Genomic DNA, 19006 nt, shown 5'->3' on the forward strand with positions numbered 1-19006 from the left:
GTCATCCTCCCTCACAGTGGTGGTCCCGGTCGGCCGAAGCTACTCGCATGACGCACCCACAACCCCTCTCCCGCACCCTGCTCCTGATCGACACCGAGCGGTTCAGCGACCGCGACGACGTCCAGCAGGGCTACCTCCGACGGATGCTCTTCGGGATCGTCGACCGCGTCCTGGTCCGGGCCGGGGCCGACCAGAGCCTGCGGCGACGGGAGGACCGCGGTGACGCGGTCATGGAGCTCATCGATCCCGCCGTTCCGCTGACCGACCTGCTGCGCGCGCTGCTGAAGGACGCGCCGGCAGAACTGCGCGCCGTCAACCGGCTGGCCGCCAACTCGGCACAGATCCGGCTCCGTGCCGTCCTCGCGACGGGGTTCGTCGACATCGACGAGTTTGGCGGCTGGGTGGGCACGGACGTGAACAACGCCTGCCGCCTCCTCGACGGTGACCAGCTGCGGGCCTCATTGCGCGAACGTGCGGACGACTTCGCGCTGTGCGTGTCCGAGTCCGTGCACGCGGGCATCGTCGCCCACGACCACCTCGGCATCCCGAAGGACGAGTTCCACGCGATCACCGTGCCCACCAAGAACGGCCCGATGGCCGCCTGGCTCCACGGACCGCTTCCCACCACTCCCCCCGCTCCCCCACGGACCCCGCCCCGGAACCCGCAGCCGCCCGCCCCGGCCGGCGTCGACTTCCGGGGCACGAACCACGGTCTGGTCGCGAACCAGGTCCAGGGCGACATCAGCTTCGGCGGCCCGGGCGGGCGCCGGTGAGCGAGGAAGCGGCACCGCAGAGCGGGCCGGAGGCACCTGCCGCAGGGCAGGGCGAGGGCGAACCCAGCGTCGAGGCGGAACGGCCCGCGCAGGAACCCTGGGCCGCTCGCCGGGACCTGGACGCCCACGCCCCGAGTTCGATGGGGCTCCACTTCCGAGGGACCAATCACGGCGTCGCGGCACGGCAGGTCATCGGCGACATCATCACGGGCGGCAAGACCGAGAACCACTACAACTTCGGGGGCTTCGGCGGCGGGCAGGCCTCGGGCGAGATCCCCGCCGAGACCCTGGAACGGCTCGCGGCAGACTTCGTACCGGAAGGCACCCCGTTCGCCCAGCTGCTGGAGAGGCTGCGTGAGGAACGGGTGATCGTCCTGGCGGGTGACCCGTTCACCGGCCGTCGCACGGCGGCTCTCATGCTGCTGCACCATCTCGGCGCCACACCGGTCCGTGCCCTGGACCGCGAGGTGAAGCCGAGCGAGCTGAGCCTGCGGCTGACCGCGGAGGACAGTGCCGTCGGCCACGTGCTGTGCGACCTGGACATCTCACGCGAGCAGCCGCTGCGGGAGGCCCACGTCCTGTCGCTGCGCGGCCGCATGCGGGAACTCGACGGCTATCTCGTGATCACCACGGGCCGTAGTCCCTACGTCGAGGACAACGTCGAGCTCGCCTCCTGGCACCCGCCTGCGGCGGTGACCGTACTCGCGGCCCTGCTCCCCAAGAAGACCGGCGCCGAACGCGCGCAGCGACTCCTGGCCCTGCCCGCCGTTGCCGAGTTCCTCACGCACGAACGGCAGATCCGTGAGGTCGTGCGGTACGTCGCGGTCCTCGCGGAGGCCGACGAACAGCGGATCGAGCAGTACTCGCTCGGCACGCTGGTGGCGCAGGTCCAGGAGTGGTTCGAGGAGGCGGAATCACCGGTGCAGCTACGGGAGAAGGCGTTCCTGATCGCGTTGGCCGCTTTCGACCGCGGGCCGTACGCGCTGACCGCGGAGCTGAGCGACGTCCTGTACAGCGCCCTGCGGAGCACCGGCGACGACAGGTACCAGAAGCCGATTCCGGTCTTCGGCACCCACATCGGCAAACGGCTGCAGAGCGCACGGGCGCACAGCTACCAGGACCAGGAGAGGACCGAATGGGGTCCGGTCACACAGGTCAAGGCGGCCTTCCATGACGAACGTGTGGCACCGGTCGTGCTCCGTGAGGTCTGGACCGGCCATCCTGCAGCCCGACCCGCGCTGATCAAATGGCTCAACGCGCTCTCCGTCGACGGGCGCCCCTTCGTACGGACCCGGGCGGCGGCCACCGTCGCCGTCCTCGCCTACACCGACCTGCCGTCGACGATGGCTCTGATCATCGAGCCCTGGGCAGGAGCGAAGGAATCCCGGCGCCAGCTGACGGCGGTCAGCGCCCTCACCCTGTCCCACCGCATCGGAGCCCCGAACATCCCTCGGATCGTCGACGCCTGGAGCGTCTCCGGCCAGGATCCGAAGCGCTGCTGGGTGGGGGTCCGGGCGCTCGGGCTGATCGGGCCCGAGCGCCCGCTCGAGACCCTTTGCGCCCTTCAGGCACAGGCCCGGCACCAGTATGACAACAAGCTCGAACAGTCCCGCACGAGCGCGGGAGACCAGCAGGTCTCCGAAGAGCTCCCCCAGTCCGTCGCCCTGCTGCTGCTCTCGTCTGCGTCCGCTCCGACGCTGGATGCCCTGCTCCCGGCCCTCGACGGCCACCCTTCGGCGCGTGCACTGGCCCTGGACGGCTTCCTCACAGCCTGCGAGCGCATGGACGAGACCGCCTGCCCTCCGCTGCTGGACGTGGCGTCCCGGTCGCACTCCGAGTCCGCCGCGATCGCCCGACTGCTCCGGGGCGCGCTCAACGACCGGACGGCCAACGAACGCGCGGAGGACGCGCTGCGGAGCTGGGTCCGGGCGGCCGACGCGAACCCGCGGACAGCACGGGTCCTCGCTGACCTGCTGCCCGCGGTCGCCACCGGCCCTCGCGACGCAGCCCGCCTCGACCACCTGCTCGAGACCATGCGGGGGCTGGACGGCCGGCCCCGACCGGCAGTCGCCGACCGTATGCGCGCCGCTCTCGCCCGTCCCCCGGCCCACGCCTGACAGGAGGCCCGACATGCCCAGCCCTCTGTACCACTCCACCGACTGGGACCAGCACGCCGACCGGCACACCCTGCTGCGGGACCCGGTCGTCACCGTCCGCCAGCTGGGTCGTCTCGGCCTGGCCGGCGGCCCGTCCACCCGAATCGATCACACCCTCGTCTTCACGACCAGGCGTGGCGACTTCGAGGTCTTCCGTCCGCCGCACCGACCCCGTCGGATCCCTCGGCGCTACGCCGCCGTGTACGAGGTGGACATGGGGGTGCACGCCGTGCGGACCCGAGTGCCCTTGCCCAGCGTCGACGACGCCCACGAGTTCGATGTGAGCGTCGAACTCGACTGGCAGGTCACCGACCCGGTCCGGTTCGTCCGCAGCGGTCACCGCGACGTCCCCCGTCTCCTGCTGGGCGAACTGGAGCGGGCCGCCAGGCCGGTCACCCGTCGCTTTCCGATCGCCGACAGCGCGGGTGCCGAGGCTGAGGTACTGACCGTGGTGCACGAAGGAAAACCCCTGGGCGAAGAGGCGGGCCTCCGCGTCATGTGGACCGTCCGGCTCCGACGCGACGAGGACAACGTCGCCCACGCCCGCCGCCTCCAGCGGATCGAACACACGACCACCGAGGAGCTCCTGGCCGAGCAGGAGGGCGCCCGGGTCGACCAGGAAAAGGCCTCACGCGCCCGAGCCCAGCACCGGCAGCGCCTGGACCTGCAGGAACTCGAAGCACAGCGGATCGACTTCTACCGCGAGTACCTGGCCCGCGGCGGTATCGACGCCTGGGCCCTGCACCTGACCCAGCACCCGCAGGACTCCGCGAAGGCCTTGGCCACGCTTCGCGAGGACCACAGGGAGCACGTGCGGGCCCAGATGAACCTGATCAAGGACATGCTGACCAAGACGGGTACCGAGCCCTTCGAGCTGGAGGGACCGCGGCGGCTCGCGATGGACGCGCTCCATGCCGTCCTCGGCCAGCACGTGCCCGATGAGCGTGCCCCCGAGGAACCGGCGGTCGAAAAGCCGGCGTCCCGGGCGGAGACCGTTCCCGTCCGCCTGCCTGTGCAGCCGACGGCGGACGTGGACACCTGGCAGCCGGTGGTTCCGCCCGCCCTCCCCGAAACCCCCGGTGAGCTCCGGTGACCGCCGAGGACGAGGTCGCGGTCCGGCTCCTCTCCGACCTGCGCGTCGAGATCGCCCGTGCCGACACCAAGGCGGCCCTGCTCGTCGGGGCCCTGGGCATGACCGCCGGTGTGGTCGGTGGCCAGCAGTTCGGGCCACACCGGTCTCCCGGTTCCCTGTCGGGCTGCGGCCCGGTCCTCTGGTGGTCCGGGGCAGGGGCCCTGGCGGTGGCCCTGTTGGCGCTGCTCCTCGCCGTTCTGCCGCGGTCTCTGCGCTCCGACTGGCAGACGGGCAGCCCCTTGGCCTACTTCGGCGACATCCGTTCCGCCGACCGGCAGGGCCGTTTGGCCGAGGCCCTGGCCGACACGGGCCACGACCCGGGCCGTGCGGTGCTCACCGCACTCGCCGCGAACAGCCGGATCGCGGTCCGTAAGCACCAGTGGATCCGGGCCGGCCTGCTGGCCTACGGCTTCGGAGCGGTGGCGCTGCCCGTGGCCCTGTTCCTCTGATGACCTGATCCCGTTCTTGGAGGCCCTTATGCACGACCCGCAAGCGCCACCCGACGACCTCGAATACCGGAACGGGCCCGGTACCCGTGTCACTTACCGGGCCCGGCAGCGCCGTACGGACCGCACCGCGTGGCTCGGGCTCACGCTGCACCTTCCCGCGTTTCTGCTCAGCTTCGCGGTGGTCCTGGCGGTGGCGTTGGCACTCCGTGCCTGGCTGGGCGTACCGGTGTGGCTGCCCACGGCGCTCTGGGCCGCCTCGGGGATCCTTGCCTTCCACAGGCCGGCCGAGGGGTTCCTCGCCCGTCACCTCCTGGGTCTGCACCGCCCCGTTCCCACCGAGCTGGCCAGGCTGGTGCCGGTGTGGCGTGAGGTCACGGCCCGCGCCGGAGTGGACGGGAACAGGTACGAACTGTGGGTCGAGGACAGTGACAACGTGAACGGCCTCGCCGCAGCCGGACACATCGTCGCCGTGAGCCGCCGGGCGCTGCGGGACCTGCCCACTTCAAGGCTGGCCGCCGTGCTCGCACACGAGCTGGGACACCACAGCAGCGGTCACGCATGGTCGGACATGCTCAGCTGGTGGTACGCCATACCCGGCCGTTTGGCATGGCGGGGGCTCGCCCTGGTGAGGCCCTGGCTGGTCCGTACCGTGCGCGGTACGTCGGTCACGGCCCTGAGCGTGCTCGTGATCCTCAGCTGCTACCTGGCGTTCGCCACGCTGAAGGCCACCTACGGCCTCCCTCTGCTCCTGCTGGCGCTGCCCTGTCTGACGGCAGCGGTCGGCAGGCGGGCCGAGTTGCGTGCCGACGTGCACGCGGCCCGCCTCGGCTTCGGGCGACCCCTCGTCCGGACGCTCCACGAGCGGCTCGCCGAGGAGTCCGCGCTGCCCGGTACGGCGCGGCGACCCCGGTTCGCGGCACGGCTCCTGTCTCACCATCCCGATCCCCGCACCCGGCTGCACCACCTCCAGCGGTACCTGGAGGGCCGGGGCTAGGAACGCCGCAGGGCGGCCACCCTTTCGGGTGACCGCCCTGCGGTCTACTGCCTCAGACCTCAGCCGTTGTACGGGCCGTAGTCGTAGTCCTCCAGCGGGACAGCCTGGCCGGAGCCGGTGCCGAAGGGCGAGTAGTCGATGTCGTCGTAGCCGACGGCCGAGTACATCGCGGCCTTGGCCTCCTCGGTCGGCTCGACCCGGATGTTGCGGTAGCGGGACAGACCCGTACCGGCCGGGATGAGCTTACCGATGATGACGTTCTCCTTGAGGCCGATGAGGCTGTCGGACTTGGCGTTGATCGCCGCGTCCGTCAGGACTCGGGTCGTCTCCTGGAAGGAGGCGGCCGACAGCCAGGACTCCGTCGCCAGCGAGGCCTTGGTGATACCCATCAGCTGCGGACGGCCGGAGGCGGGGTGACCGCCCTCGGTGACCACACGACGGTTCTCGGTCTCGAAGCGGGAGCGCTCGACGAGCTCGCCCGGAAGGAGCTCCGCGTCGCCGGACTCGATGATCGTCACGCGGCGCAGCATCTGCCGGATGATGATCTCGATGTGCTTGTCGTGGATCGACACGCCCTGCGAGTTGTAGACCTTCTGGACTTCGCCGACCAGGTGGACCTGGACGGCGCGCTGGCCGAGGATGCGCAGCACGTCGTGCGGGTTGGTGGCACCCATGGTGAGCTTCTGGCCCACCTCGACGTGGTCGCCCTCGTGCACGATGACCTTGGCGCGCTTGGAGATCGGGAAGGCCGTCTCCTCGCTGCCGTCGTCGGGCGTGATGACGATCTTCTTCGTCTTCTCGGTCTCCTCGATCCGCACGCGGCCGGCGGCCTCGGAGATCGGGGCGACACCCTTCGGGGTACGGGCCTCGAAGAGCTCGACGACACGCGGCAGACCCTGCGTGATGTCGTCACCGGCCACACCACCGGTGTGGAAGGTACGCATCGTCAGCTGGGTACCGGGCTCACCGATGGACTGGGCGGCGATGATGCCGACCGCCTCACCGATGTCGACCAGCTTGCCGGTGGCCAGCGAGCGGCCGTAGCAGAAGGCACAGGTGCCGACGGCGGACTCACAGGTCAGGACCGAGCGGGTCTTGACCTCCTCGACGCCGTTCGCGATGAGGGCGTCGATGAGCACGTCGCCGAGGTCCACGTTCGCCGGCGCGATGACCTTGCCGTCGATGACGACGTCCTCGGCCAGCATGCGGGCGTACACGGAGGTCTCGACGTCGTCCGCCTTGCGGAGGACACCCGTCTCGTCCTTGGTGCCGATCTTGAGCTTGAGGCCGCGCTCGGTGCCGCAGTCCTCCTCGCGGATGATGACGTCCTGCGAGACGTCCACCAGACGACGGGTGAGGTAACCCGAGTCGGCGGTACGCAGGGCGGTGTCCGCCAGACCCTTACGGGCACCGTGCGTGGAGATGAAGTACTCCAGAACGGTGAGGCCCTCACGGAAGGACGCCTTGATCGGACGCGGGATGGTCTCGTTCTTCGCGTTCGACACCAGACCACGCATACCGGCGATCTGTCGCATCTGCATCATGTTTCCTCGGGCACCCGAGTCAACCATCATGAAGATGGGGTTCGTCTTGGGGAAGTTCGCGTTCATCGCCTCGGCAACCTCGTTGGTCGCCTTGGTCCAGATCGCGATGAGCTCCTGCGTGCGCTCGTCCTTGGTGATCAGACCGCGCTCGTACTGCTTCTGGACCTTCTCGTCCATCGCCTCGTAGCCCGCGACGATGGCCTTCTTGGCCTCGGGCACGACGACGTCGGAGATGGCCACGGTGACGCCCGAACGGGTCGCCCAGTGGAAGCCGGCCGCCTTCAGGTTGTCGAGCGTCGCCGCCACGATGACCTTGGGGTAGCGCTCCGCCAGGTCGTTGACGATCTCGGAGAGCTGCTTCTTACCCACCGAGTAGTCGACGAACGGGTAGTCCTCGGGCAGCAGCTCGTTGAAGAGCGCACGGCCCAGGGTCGTCTTCAGACGGAAGCTGTCGCCCGGCTGGAACTCCTGCTCGCCCTCCTCGGCGACCGGCGGCACCCAGCCGCGCGGCGGGATGGTGCCCACCGGGAAGCGGATGTCGACGGACGACTGCAGCGCGAGCTCGCCGGCGTCGAACGCCATGATCGCCTCGGCGGTCGAGCCGAACGCGCGGCCCTCGCCCTTGACGTCACGGAGCTCACCGTCGGTGGTCAGGAAGAACAGACCCAGGACCATGTCCTGCGTCGGCATCGTGACCGGACGGCCGTCGGCCGGCTTGAGGATGTTGTTCGAGGACAGCATCAGGATGCGGGCCTCGGCCTGCGCCTCCGCGGAGAGCGGCAGGTGGACGGCCATCTGGTCACCGTCGAAGTCCGCGTTGAACGCGGTGCAGACGAGCGGGTGGATCTGGATGGCCTTGCCTTCGACCAGCTGGGGCTCGAAGGCCTGGATGCCGAGGCGGTGCAGCGTGGGCGCACGGTTCAGCAGGACCGGGTGCTCGGCGATGACCTCTTCGAGCACGTCGTACACGACCGTGCGGCCGCGCTCGACCATGCGCTTCGCCGACTTGATGTTCTGCGCGTGGTTCAGGTCGACCAGGCGCTTCATCACGAACGGCTTGAAGAGCTCCAGCGCCATCGCCTTCGGCAGACCGCACTGGTGCAGCTTGAGCTGCGGACCGACGACGATCACGGAACGCGCGGAGTAGTCCACGCGCTTGCCGAGGAGGTTCTGACGGAATCGACCCTGCTTGCCCTTCAGCATGTCGCTGAGGGACTTCAGCGGGCGGTTGCCGGGGCCCGTCACCGGGCGGCCGCGACGACCGTTGTCGAAGAGCGCGTCCACGGCCTCCTGGAGCATGCGCTTCTCGTTGTTCACGATGATCTCGGGGGCACCGAGGTCGAGAAGGCGCTTCAGGCGGTTGTTGCGGTTGATGACGCGGCGGTACAGGTCGTTCAGGTCGGAGGTCGCGAAGCGGCCACCGTCGAGCTGCACCATCGGACGCAGGTCCGGCGGGATGACCGGGACGCAGTCCAGGACCATGCCCTTGGGGCTGTTGCTCGTCTGCAGGAACGCGGAGACGACCTTGAGGCGCTTGAGCGCACGGGTCTTCTTCTGGCCCTTGCCGGTACGGATGATCTCGCGGAGGCGCTCGGCCTCCTCCTCCAGGTCGAAGGACTCCAGGCGCTTCTGCAGCGCCGCGGCACCCATCGAGCCGTCGAAGTACGTGCCGAAGCGGTCACGCAGCTCGCGGTAGAGGAGCTCGTCGCCCTCGAGGTCCTGGACCTTGAGGTTCTTGAAGCGGTTCCACACCTCGTCAAGGCGGTCGATCTCGCGCTGGGCGCGGTCACGGAGCTGCTTCATCTCGCGCTCGGCGCCCTCGCGCACCTTGCGGCGCACGTCGGCCTTGGCGCCCTCGGCCTCGAGCTCGGCCAGGTCGCTCTCGAGCTTCTTGGCGCGGCCTTCGAGGTCGGCGTCGCGGCGGTTCTCGATCTGCTGGCGCTCGACGGAGACGTGGGCCTCCAGCGACGGCAGGTCGCGCTGACGGCGCTCGTCGTCGACGAACGTGATCATGTACGCGGCGAAGTAGATGACCTTCTCGAGGTCCTTCGGCGCGAGGTCCAGCAGGTAGCCCAGGCGCGACGGGACGCCCTTGAAATACCAGATGTGGGTGACGGGAGCGGCAAGCTCGATGTGGCCCATCCGCTCACGGCGCACCTTGGCGCGCGTGACCTCGACGCCACAGCGCTCACAGATGATGCCCTTGAAGCGGACACGCTTGTACTTGCCGCAGTAGCACTCCCAGTCCCGGGTAGGACCGAAGATCTTCTCGCAGAAGAGTCCGTCCTTCTCGGGCTTGAGGGTGCGGTAGTTGATGGTCTCCGGCTTCTTGACCTCGCCGTGCGACCAGGTTCGGATGTCGTCCGCGGTGGCAAGGCCGATCCGCAGCTCGTCGAAGAAGTTGACGTCGAGCACTGTGCGTCAATCCCTCTTTCGGGGTCGAGTCTCAATCATGGTCTGAACGGTCCCGGGGCGGCCGGGGGATCTGTCGGATCCCCCGGCCAGGCCCGTCAGACCTCTTCGACGCTGCTCGGCTCGCGCCGGGACAGGTCGATACCGAGCTCCTCCGCCGCGCGGAAGACGTCCTCGTCGGTGTCGCGCATCTCGATGGACATGCCGTCCGAGGACAGCACCTCCACGTTGAGGCAGAGCGACTGCATTTCCTTGATGAGCACCTTGAAGGACTCGGGAATGCCCGGCTCGGGGATGTTCTCGCCCTTGACGATGGCCTCGTAGACCTTCACGCGGCCGGTCACGTCGTCGGACTTGATCGTCAGGAGTTCCTGGAGCGCGTACGCGGCGCCGTATGCCTCAAGCGCCCACACCTCCATCTCACCGAAGCGCTGACCACCGAACTGCGCCTTACCACCCAGCGGCTGCTGCGTGATCATCGAGTACGGACCGGTCGAACGGGCGTGGAGCTTGTCGTCGACCAGGTGGTGCAGCTTGAGGATGTACATGTACCCGACCGAGATCGGGTCCGGGAACGGCTCGCCGGAGCGGCCGTCGAACAGGCGCGCCTTGCCGGTCGGGAGCACCATGCGCTCGCCGTCGCGGTTCGGGATGGTGTGCTGGAGCAGGCCGGCCAGCTCGTCCTCGCGCGCACCGTCGAAGACGGGGGTGGCGACGTTGGTGCCGGGGGCGACCTGGTCGGCGCCGATCGCCTGGAGGCGCTGCGCCCACTCGTCCGCGAGGCCGGAGACGTCCCAGCCGCGGCTGGCGAGCCAGCCGAGGTGGATCTCCAGGACCTGTCCCGGGTTCATTCGGGACGGGACACCCAGCGGGTTGAGGATGATGTCGACCGGGGTGCCGTCCTCGAGGAAGGGCATGTCCTCGATCGGGAGGATCTTGGAGATGACACCCTTGTTGCCGTGACGGCCGGCGAGCTTGTCACCGTCGGTGATCTTGCGCTTCTGGGCCACGTAGACGCGGACCAGCTGGTTCACGCCCGGAGGAAGCTCGTCGCCCTCCTCGCGGTCGAAGACGCGGACACCGATGACCTTGCCGATCTCACCGTGAGGCACCTTGAGCGAGGTGTCACGCACCTCGCGGGCCTTCTCACCGAAGATCGCGCGGAGCAGGCGCTCCTCCGGGGTCAGCTCGGTCTCACCCTTCGGGGTGACCTTGCCGACCAGGATGTCGCCGGCGACGACGTCCGCACCGATGCGGATGATGCCGCGCTCGTCGAGGTCCGCGAGGACCTCCTCGGAGACGTTCGGGATGTCCCGGGTGATCTCCTCGGGGCCGAGCTTGGTGTCACGGGCGTCGACCTCGTGCTCCTCGATGTGGATCGAGGAGAGGACGTCGTCCTGCACGAGGCGCTGCGACAGGATGATCGCGTCCTCGTAGTTGTGGCCTTCCCACGGCATGAACGCGACGAGCAGGTTCTTGCCGAGGGCCATCTCGCCCTCTTCGGTGGCCGGGCCGTCGGCGAGGACCTGGGCCTCGACGATCCGGTCGCCCTCGTTGACGATGACCTTCTGGTTGACCGAGGTGCCCTGGTTCGAGCGGGAGAACTTGGCGACGCGGTACGTGGTGTACGTGCCGTCGTCGTTGGCGACGGTGATGTAGTCGGCCGAGACCTCCTGGACGACACCGTCCTTCTCCGCCTTGATCGAGTCGCCGGCGTCGACCGCGCAGCGGTACTCCATGCCGGTGCCGACGAGCGGGGCCTCCGCCTTGATGAGCGGAACGGCCTGGCGCATCATGTTCGCGCCCATGAGGGCGCGGTTGGCGTCGTCGTGCTCGAGGAAGGGGATCATCGCGGTCGCGACGGACACCATCTGGCGCGGCGAGACGTCCATGTAGTCCACGTCGGACGGCTCGACGTAGTCGACCTCGCCGCCACGCTTGCGGACCAGGACGCGACCCTCGGTGAAGCGCATGTCGTCGTCGAGGCGGGCGTTCGCCTGGGCGATGACGAAGCGGTCTTCCTCGTCGGCGGTGACGTAGTCGACCTCGTCGGTGACGACACCCTCGGCGACCTTGCGGTACGGGGTCTCGATGAAACCGAACGGGTTGATGCGGCCGTAGGAGGCGAGCGAGCCGATCAGACCGATGTTCGGGCCTTCGGGCGTCTCGATCGGGCACATGCGGCCGTAGTGCGACGGGTGGACGTCTCGGACCTCGAAGCCGGCCCGCTCACGGGACAGACCACCCGGGCCGAGGGCGTTGAGACGACGCTTGTGCGTCAGGCCCGACAGCGGGTTGTTCTGGTCCATGAACTGCGACAGCTGGCTGGTGCCGAAGAACTCCTTGATGGAGGCGACGACCGGCCGGATGTTGATCAGGGTCTGCGGCGTGATCGCCTCGACGTCCTGGGTGGTCATGCGCTCGCGCACGACGCGCTCCATACGGGCGAGACCCGTACGGACCTGGTTCTGGATGAGCTCGCCGACGTTGCGGATACGACGGTTGCCGAAGTGGTCGATGTCGTCGGTCTCGACGACGATCTCCCGGCCGGACTCGCCGACGGTCTCGGTCTCGCCCGCGTGGAGCTTCACGAGGTACTTGATCGTCGCGATGATGTCGTCGGTGGTGAGCACACCGGCGTCGAGCGGCTCGTCGGCGCCGAGCTTCTTGTTCACCTTGTAGCGGCCGACCTTCGCGAGGTCGTAGCGCTTCGGGTTGAAGTAGAGGTTCTCGAGCAGCGTCTGGGCGGCCTCGCGGGTCGGCGGCTCGCCCGGGCGCAGCTTGCGGTAGATGTCGAGCAGCGCGTCGTCCTGGCCCTGGGTGTGGTCCTTCTCCAGGGTGGCGCGCATGGACTCGTACTCGCCGAACTCCTCGAGGATCTGCTCGGTGGTCCAGCCGAGGGCCTTGAGGAGGACGGTGACGGACTGCTTGCGCTTGCGGTCGATGCGGACGCCGACCATGTCGCGCTTGTCGACCTCCATCTCCAGCCAGGCACCCCGGGAGGGGATGATCTTGGCGGAGAAGATGTCCTTGTCGGACGTCTTGTCGATGGAGGAGTCGAAGTAGACACCCGGGGAACGGACGAGCTGCGACACGACGACGCGCTCGGTGCCGTTGATGACGAAGGTGCCCTTGTTGGTCATGAGCGGGAAGTCGCCCATGAAGACCGTCTGAGACTTGATCTCACCGGTCTCGTTGTTCGTGAACTCGGCCGTGACGAAGAGCGGCGCCGCGTACGTGAAGTCGCGCTCCTTGCACTCGTCGACGGAGTTCTTCGCCGGCTCGAACCGGTGGTCGCGGAACGTCAGCGACATCGACCCGGAGAAGTCCTCGATCGGCGAGATCTCCTCGAAGATCTCTTCCAGACCGGACTTGGTGGGGACGTCCTGTCCACTCTCAAGCGCCGACTCGACGCGAGACTTCCAGGCGGCGTTGCCGAGCAGCCAGTCAAAGCTCTCGGTCTGCAGCGCCAGGAGGTTCGGAACCTCGAGGGGCTCCTTGATCTTTGCAAAGGAGATGCGCAGCGGGGCGGTGCTGGCACCGGTGTTCGTATTGGTCGAGGCGTTGCGCGAGGCGGCCAAGAGGGGGTCCTTCCGAGGGCTCGGACTCACTACGCGCGTACCGGTCCCAGCCGACACAGAAGACAGAGCCTCCCCAGCTGGACTAAAAGACCAGGTCAGGGCGTATCAATCCGGTGTGCTCGAGCGTGGGCATGCCCCTGGCGACGGGCAGGGGACAGCTAACAGGCAGCGCAAAGGGTCAGTGTAGCCACTTGGCTCACTGATGTCCAGACCAGGTTTCCGGAAACCGGCAACAGGCCCTTCCCCACGTCCTCAGTCAACACCGCGTCCTACCAACACCGCGGCCCTTGCCGCAGCGCCCGCACACAGAGCGCGTATCAGTACTGCCCTCTTCGTAGTCGATCCATGCCTCGGATCTCGGATCGGCCCGGGCGACCTCACGACGGGACTGAGAATTGCGCGCCGCTGGCCGTTCGTCAAGGCCCCGTGCTCCGAGCGGATCATCTCCGGACCCTGCGTCGAGGCAACGATGATCACCCTACTCCCCAACGAGACCAGGGCAAGTCAGGCACTGCGAATACGCCAAAGGGCGACCACCCTTACGGGTGATCGCCCTTGGTTGAGGCCGTCAGGCGGCCTCAGAGGTGTTACTTGACCTCGACCGAGGCACCAGCGGCCTTGAGGGCCTCAGCGGCCTTGTCAGCGGCTTCCTTGTTGGCCTTCTCGAGGACCGGCTTCGGGGTGCCGTCGACGAGGTCCTTGGCCTCCTTCAGACCCAGGGAGGTCAGCTCGCGCACGACCTTGATGACCTGGATCTTCTTGTCGCCGGCGCCGGTGAGGATGACGTCGAACTCGTCCTTCTCCTCGACCTCGGCCACGGCACCGGCGCCGGGGGCACCCGGGGCGGCAACGGCGACGGCCGCAGCGGCGGTGACGTCGAACTTCTCCTCGAAGGCCTTCACGAACTCGGAGAGCTCGATGAGGGTCATCTCCTCGAACTGGGCGAGGAGGTCTTCCTGAGAGAGCTTCGCCATGATGGGCGATCCTTCCACTAATTCGGCAGGTGCCGAAAATGTCTAGAGAGGCGGGCGTAACGGCCCGCTACGACCCACGCACTAGGCGGCGTGGATCAGTGCGCGAGCCGAATTACTCGGCACCGCCCTGCTCGGCGAGCTTGACGCGAAGCGCTTCCGCGGTGCGGACGAACTTCGACGGCAGCGCCTGGAAGAGCGAGGCAGCCTGGGACTGCTTGCCCTTGAACGCGCCGGCCAGCTTGCTGAGCAGAACCTCGCGGGACTCGAGGTCCGCAAGCTTCTTGATGTCATCGGCGGACAGCGCCTTGCCATCAAGGACACCGCCCTTGATGATCAGGTTCGGGTTCTCCTTGGCGAAGTCACGAAGACCCTTGGCCGACTCCACCGGGTCACCGGTGATGAAGGCGGCACCCGTCGGACCAGTGAACTGGTCGTCGAGCGAGGTGATCCCGGCGTTGTTCGCCGCAATCTTGGTCAGCGTGTTCTTCACCACGGCGTACTGGGCGTTCTCACCGAGCGAACGACGCAGCGTCTTGAGCTGCTTCACGGTGAGACCCCGGTACTCGGTCAGCACAACGGCGTTCGAGCTGCGGAACTTGTCCTCAAGCTCGGCTACGTCGGCAGCCTTGTCGGGCCTTGCCATAGAGCGTCGGCCTCCTTCCGGGTGATGAGGACCGCTCAGAAGGGGCTGACATACAAAACGCCCCGACGCAGGCGTCAGGGCGTAGCTCAACCGGAAAAATTTCCAGGAACGATTCCACAGTCACCTGCGCGGGTCGTCCGCAGTAGCGGATCCTTCGGCCGCCGCACCCTCGTCGGGCACGGCAACGACCAGCGGTCTTTGGCTTCTGGGGAAGCGTACGCGAAGCATGCGGGCCGGAGCAAATCGGCCTCCGGACCCGCCCCCCGACGGGTCCGGAGGCCGGTCCGGTCAGCCCTGGCCCGAGCCGTCCTTCGCCGCCTGGCCGAGGTCCAGGACCTGGTCGGCCGGCGGGGCCGTGATGTCGACCGGCTTGTTGTAGTCCAGGAACTTGATCGTCACGTCCATCGGGCCGCTCTTGGCGTCAGCGCGGTTGCGGACCTGCCTGGTGTGGCCGCTCTCGTCGATCCACATGTCCGTGTTCATGGTCGTGACGCCCTCGCCTTCCAGCTTCTGGAGGGACTTCTCGCGGCGCTCCCTGGCCTCGGGGGTGGCGGTGGCGAGGGAGGCCCGCATCTGCTCGACGGTGACCGTGCCGGAGACGTGCCGCGTCTTCACCCCGTCGACCGTCTCCTCACCGACGGTCTTGAGGTCCTTGGCGCCCATCAGGTCGCCGGCGCGGTCGCCCGGGTTCTCCGCGGGGCCGTCGGCGCCCTGCATCCGCTTCGAGGCCGCCGGGTCCGGGTTCTTCGCGTCGAACTTCAGCCACTGGCCCTCGGAGCCCATGTACAGGGCGTCGTCGACCAGGCGGATCTCCGCCGCCCCCTCCTGGCCCGGCGCCGCCATCTTCACGGACATGGCCGGGGCGGGCCTGAGGCGGACGGAGGTCTCCGCGCTGACCGGCCGGCCCCCGGTGGTGCCGGTCACGGTGTAGCGGAGGGAGGTGATCTCCTCGGAGTTCTTCCTCACCTTCTCCAGGTAGGCCGCCGGCGTCGCCCCCGCCGCCCCCTGGGCGGGCTTGCCGGCCGCGGAGGGCTCCGCGGACCGCGGGGCCCCCGCCGTGGCCCCCTCGTCCTTCTTGCCGCCCTCACAGGCGGTCGTGGCGCCGCCCACGAGCAGTACAGCGGCCAGTGCGGCCATGGCGGTCTTGTTCTTGCGGTGCACGAGCATGGAGTCCCCACCCCTGGTGTGATCGGCCAACCGCTCGACCCTACGGTAAAGAGAACGAAAAGTCGTTCCGGTTTTCGGTTCGCACGGGCCACCGCGTCGGGCGGAGAACGAAACGGGCCCCTCGCCTCCCGTGGGGGGAGGCGAGGGGCCCTTTCAGCCACTCAGGCGAGCCGTGAGGCTCAGACCGCGGCCGGGTCTTCCTCGACGAGGAGGTTCCGGGTGCGGTTGGAGTCCAGCTGGATGCCGGGGCCCATCGTGGTGCTCAGGGCGGCCTTCTTGATGTAGCGGCCCTTGGCGGCGGACGGCTTCAGACGGACGATCTCGTCCAGCGCCGCGGCGTAGTTCTCGACCAGCTGCTCATCGGAGAAGGAGACCTTGCCGATGATGAAGTGCAGGTTCGAGTGCTTGTCGACGCGGAACTCGATCTTGCCACCCTTGATGTCGGTGACAGCCTTGGCGACGTCCATGGTGACGGTGCCGGTCTTCGGGTTCGGCATGAGACCACGCGGACCGAGCACGCGGCCGAGGCGGCCGACCTTGCCCATGAGGTCCGGGGTCGCCACGACGGCGTCGAACTCGTTCAGGCGGTTGCCCTTGGCGATCTCGTTGATCAGCTCGTCGTCGCCGACGATGTCGGCGCCGGCGGCTTCCGCGGCCGCAGCACGGTCACCGGTCGCGAAGACCAGGACCCGGGCGGTCTTACCGGTGCCGTGCGGGAGGTTCACGGTGCCGCGGACCATCTGGTCGGCCTTGCGCGGGTCGACACCCAGGCGGAAGGCAACCTCGACGGTGGCGTCGAACTTGGTGGTGCTGGTCTCCTTGGCGAGACGGACGGCCTCGAGGGGAGCGTAGAGCTTCTCCCGGTCGACCTTGGCGTCCGCAGCGCGGAGAGTCTTGCTGCGCTTCACTTCTGCTCCTGTGTAAGTGCTTCAGGCATGGAGTCGTGGTACGGACCAGCGCTTGGTCCTACCACTGGGGAACTGCGAGGGGCGAGATCAGCCCTCGACCGTGACACCCATGGAACGGGCGGTGCCGGCGATGATCTTCTCGGCGGCGTCCAGGTCGTTCGCGTTGAGGTCGGGCATCTTGATCGTGGCGATCTCGCGGACCTGGTCACGCGTGAGCTTCGCGACCTTGGTCTTGTGCGGCTCGCCGGAGCCCTTCTCGATGCCGGCGTGCTTCAGGATGAGGCGCGCGGCCGGCGGGGTCTTGGTGACGAAGGTGAAGGAGCGGTCCTCGTAGACCGTGATCTCCACCGGCACGACCATGCCACGCTGCGACTCGGTCGCGGCGTTGTAGGCCTTGCAGAACTCCATGATGTTGACGCCGTGCTGACCGAGCGCGGGGCCGACCGGCGGAGCCGGGTTGGCCGCACCGGCCTTGATCTGGAGCTTGATAAGCCCCGTGACCTTCTTCTTCTTGGGAGGCATTGCTCTCTCCGGGTCCTAGTGAGAGTTTTCCAGCCTTCCGTCCGGTCATCCGGATGGAGGCATACCGCACCACGATAACGGGTATCGGTGCGGGGCTAAAAACCGAGCAGGTCAGACCGCCTTTTTCGGGCTGGTCTGACCTGTTCGGAAGCGTTGTCCAGAAGGTTCAGTTCTTCTGGATCTGGTCGAAGCTCAGCTCGACCGGGGTCTCGCGGCCGAAGATCTCGACGAGGCCCTTGACCTTCTTCGAGTCCGGGTTGATCTCGTTGATCGTCGCCTGGAGCGTCGCGAACGGGCCGTCGGTGACGGTGACCGAGTCGCCGACCTCGAAGTCCAGGACCTCGATGGTGCGCTTGACGGCGGGCGCGGGCAGGCCGGCCTCCTCGGCAGCCTGCTTGGCGGCCTTCTCCTGCGCCTCCGGGGCGAGCATCTTGACGATCTCGTCCAGGGTCAGCGGGTACGGGTCGTACGCGTTGCCGACGAAGCCCGTGACACCGGGGGTGTTGCGGACGACGCCCCAGGACTCGTTCGTCAGGTCCATGCGGACGAGCACGTAGCCGGGCAGCTTGTTCTGCCGGACGTTCTTGCGCTCGCCGTTCTTGATCTGGACGATCTCTTCCTCGGGCACCTCGGCCTGGTAGATGAACTCCTCGACGTTCAGCGAGACGGCGCGCTGCTCCAGGTTGGCCTTCACGCGCTTCTCGTAGCCCGCGTAGGTGTGGATCACGTACCACTCGCCGGGGAGCAGGCGGAGCTCGTCGCGCAGCGCCTGGATCGGGTCGACGGGCTCGGCGGGGGCGGCCTCCTCGGCCTCCTCCTCGGCGGCGGCCTCGACGTCGCCCTCGTCCTCGGCGTCCTCGTCGGCTTCCTCGGCCTCGGCGTCGTCCTCGGCGTCGTCCTCGTCAGCGTCCTCGTCGTCCTCGACGTGCAGGGCGGCGTCCTCGGCGGCGATGCCGGCCTCGGCGTCGGCGAGCTCGGCCTCGTCGGGGTCCACAGCGTCTGCCGCCTCGACGATGTCGAGCTCGTCCTCGACGGACTCGACGGAGTCGTGGCTCGCGTTCAGGTTCGGGTCAGACACGGTGGCTGCTTCTTCCTGGATACAAAAGGTGGTGGAACATGCGAAAAGGGGCGGCACCCATCAAGGGGCCGCCCTCCGCGGGGATCAGCCGAAGACGAACTTGATGGCTTCCTGGAATCCATAGTCAATCACGGTCACCAGACCGATCATGATGACCACGAAGACAATCACCACGGTGGTGTACGTCGTGAGCTGGTTTCGAGTGGGCCAGACGACCTTGCGGAGCTCCGCGACGATCTGGCGGTAGAACAGCGCGAGGCGGCCGAGAGGGCCCTTCTTCCCGCGCTTGCCACCCTTGCGGGCCTTCTTCTCGCGCGTGTCGTTGTCGGCGTCAGGCATGTCGATGGAGCCCAGGGCGTCCGTCACGTCTCTCACCTGAATCCGGGTCGTGGCCGTAGCCGCGCCCGGTTGCGCCGCACGGCGTTGCATCGAAATACGTACCTGCGCACACACATCCGAGAAGGAGTGTGGAGCAGGGCCGGAGGGACTCGAACCCCCAACCGCTGGTTTTGGAGACCAGTGCTCTACCAATTGAGCTACGACCCTTTGCGTTCCCCAACCTACCGCATCCGGACGAGTGCACGGAGTGCTCACGCCCCGGGGCGTTTGGTGAGGACCAACGACAGCAGAGCATACGTGGTCCTGGGCCTGACGTCGAACAGAGAAGATCCGG

At 67.9% G+C, this 19006-nt stretch carries 14 protein-coding genes and 1 tRNA gene; 5 read left to right on the plus strand and 10 right to left on the minus strand.

Annotated elements, in window-relative coordinates; genetic code table 11:
* The first annotated feature begins 47 nt into the window (after positions 1-47).
* The 5 genes from ACFY15_RS05005 to ACFY15_RS05025 are packed head-to-tail and all read left to right on the plus strand — an operon-like array spanning position 48 to position 5504.
* A complete protein-coding gene (locus tag ACFY15_RS05005; protein ID WP_390687610.1) occupies positions 48-773 on the plus strand; it encodes a hypothetical protein in 726 nt (241 codons plus the stop codon).
* Positions 770-2890: a hypothetical protein gene (locus ACFY15_RS05010; RefSeq protein WP_390687609.1), complete on the plus strand. Its 2121-nt coding sequence runs from the start codon at positions 770-772 to the stop codon at positions 2888-2890. Before ACFY15_RS05005 ends, ACFY15_RS05010 begins: the two co-directional genes overlap by 4 nt.
* Positions 2891-2903: 13 nt before the next feature.
* Positions 2904-4022 carry a hypothetical protein gene (locus tag ACFY15_RS05015; protein WP_390687608.1) on the plus strand — a complete coding sequence of 373 codons (1119 nt, stop codon included), beginning with the start codon at positions 2904-2906 and terminating at the stop codon, positions 4020-4022.
* Entirely contained in the window at positions 4019-4510 is a 492-nt protein-coding gene (locus ACFY15_RS05020) for a Pycsar system effector family protein (RefSeq protein ID WP_390687607.1), read from the plus strand. Before ACFY15_RS05015 ends, ACFY15_RS05020 begins: the two co-directional genes overlap by 4 nt.
* Before the next feature lie 28 nt (positions 4511-4538).
* On the plus strand, positions 4539-5504 hold the full coding sequence (locus tag ACFY15_RS05025; protein ID WP_390825012.1) for a M48 family metalloprotease: 966 nt from the start codon (positions 4539-4541) through the stop codon (positions 5502-5504).
* Between the two features lie 59 nt (positions 5505-5563).
* Here the strand turns inward: ACFY15_RS05025 and ACFY15_RS05030 are convergent, their stop codons facing one another.
* From ACFY15_RS05030 to ACFY15_RS05075, 10 genes are all read right to left on the minus strand, one after another.
* Positions 5564-9463: a DNA-directed RNA polymerase subunit beta' gene (locus ACFY15_RS05030; RefSeq protein ID WP_344163457.1), complete on the minus strand. Its 3900-nt coding sequence runs from the start codon at positions 9461-9463 to the stop codon at positions 5564-5566.
* Between the two features lie 95 nt (positions 9464-9558).
* Positions 9559-13041 carry a DNA-directed RNA polymerase subunit beta gene (rpoB, locus tag ACFY15_RS05035; RefSeq protein ID WP_390687605.1) on the minus strand — a complete coding sequence of 1161 codons (3483 nt, stop codon included), beginning with the start codon at positions 13039-13041 and terminating at the stop codon, positions 9559-9561.
* 587 nt (positions 13042-13628) lie between these two features.
* Entirely contained in the window at positions 13629-14015 is a 387-nt protein-coding gene (gene rplL, locus ACFY15_RS05040) for a 50S ribosomal protein L7/L12 (RefSeq protein WP_042818554.1), read from the minus strand.
* Between the two features lie 112 nt (positions 14016-14127).
* Positions 14128-14658, minus strand: coding sequence for a 50S ribosomal protein L10 (gene rplJ / locus ACFY15_RS05045; RefSeq protein WP_042818555.1), 531 nt, complete (start codon positions 14656-14658; stop codon positions 14128-14130).
* A gap of 288 nt (positions 14659-14946) precedes the next feature.
* Positions 14947-15855 carry an LppX_LprAFG lipoprotein gene (locus ACFY15_RS05050; protein ID WP_390687604.1) on the minus strand — a complete coding sequence of 303 codons (909 nt, stop codon included), beginning with the start codon at positions 15853-15855 and terminating at the stop codon, positions 14947-14949.
* Positions 15856-16004: 149 nt separating this feature from the next.
* Positions 16005-16733 (minus strand): 50S ribosomal protein L1, encoded by a 729-nt coding sequence (gene rplA / locus ACFY15_RS05055; RefSeq protein ID WP_042818557.1) that lies wholly within the window; start codon positions 16731-16733, stop codon positions 16005-16007.
* 87 nt (positions 16734-16820) lie between these two features.
* Positions 16821-17255, minus strand: a complete 435-nt coding sequence (gene rplK / locus ACFY15_RS05060; RefSeq protein ID WP_042818558.1) for a 50S ribosomal protein L11 — start codon at positions 17253-17255, stop codon at positions 16821-16823.
* 166 nt (positions 17256-17421) lie between these two features.
* Positions 17422-18333 carry a transcription termination/antitermination protein NusG gene (gene nusG, locus ACFY15_RS05065; protein ID WP_390687603.1) on the minus strand — a complete coding sequence of 304 codons (912 nt, stop codon included), beginning with the start codon at positions 18331-18333 and terminating at the stop codon, positions 17422-17424.
* An 84-nt stretch (positions 18334-18417) separates the two neighbouring features.
* Positions 18418-18708 carry a preprotein translocase subunit SecE gene (gene secE / locus ACFY15_RS05070; protein ID WP_390825013.1) on the minus strand — a complete coding sequence of 97 codons (291 nt, stop codon included), beginning with the start codon at positions 18706-18708 and terminating at the stop codon, positions 18418-18420.
* 98 nt (positions 18709-18806) lie between these two features.
* Positions 18807-18879, minus strand: a tRNA-Trp gene (locus ACFY15_RS05075).
* Between the last annotated feature and the right edge of the window lie 127 nt (positions 18880-19006).

Source organism: Streptomyces sp. NPDC001373 (assembly GCF_042895815.1).
GTDB lineage: Bacteria > Actinomycetota > Actinomycetes > Streptomycetales > Streptomycetaceae > Streptomyces.

Excerpts from the sequence above, each read along its gene's own strand:
- ACFY15_RS05025 (WP_390825012.1), top strand. The coding sequence starts at position 4,539 with ATGCACGACCCGCAAGCGCCACCCGACGACCTCGAATACCGGAACGGG.
- ACFY15_RS05005 (WP_390687610.1), top strand. The coding sequence starts at position 48 with ATGACGCACCCACAACCCCTCTCCCGCACCCTGCTCCTGATCGACACC.
- rplL (WP_042818554.1), bottom strand. The coding sequence starts at position 14,015 with ATGGCGAAGCTCTCTCAGGAAGACCTCCTCGCCCAGTTCGAGGAGATG.
- ACFY15_RS05015 (WP_390687608.1), top strand. The coding sequence starts at position 2,904 with ATGCCCAGCCCTCTGTACCACTCCACCGACTGGGACCAGCACGCCGAC.
- rplK (WP_042818558.1), bottom strand. The coding sequence starts at position 17,255 with ATGCCTCCCAAGAAGAAGAAGGTCACGGGGCTTATCAAGCTCCAGATC.
- rplJ (WP_042818555.1), bottom strand. The coding sequence starts at position 14,658 with ATGGCAAGGCCCGACAAGGCTGCCGACGTAGCCGAGCTTGAGGACAAG.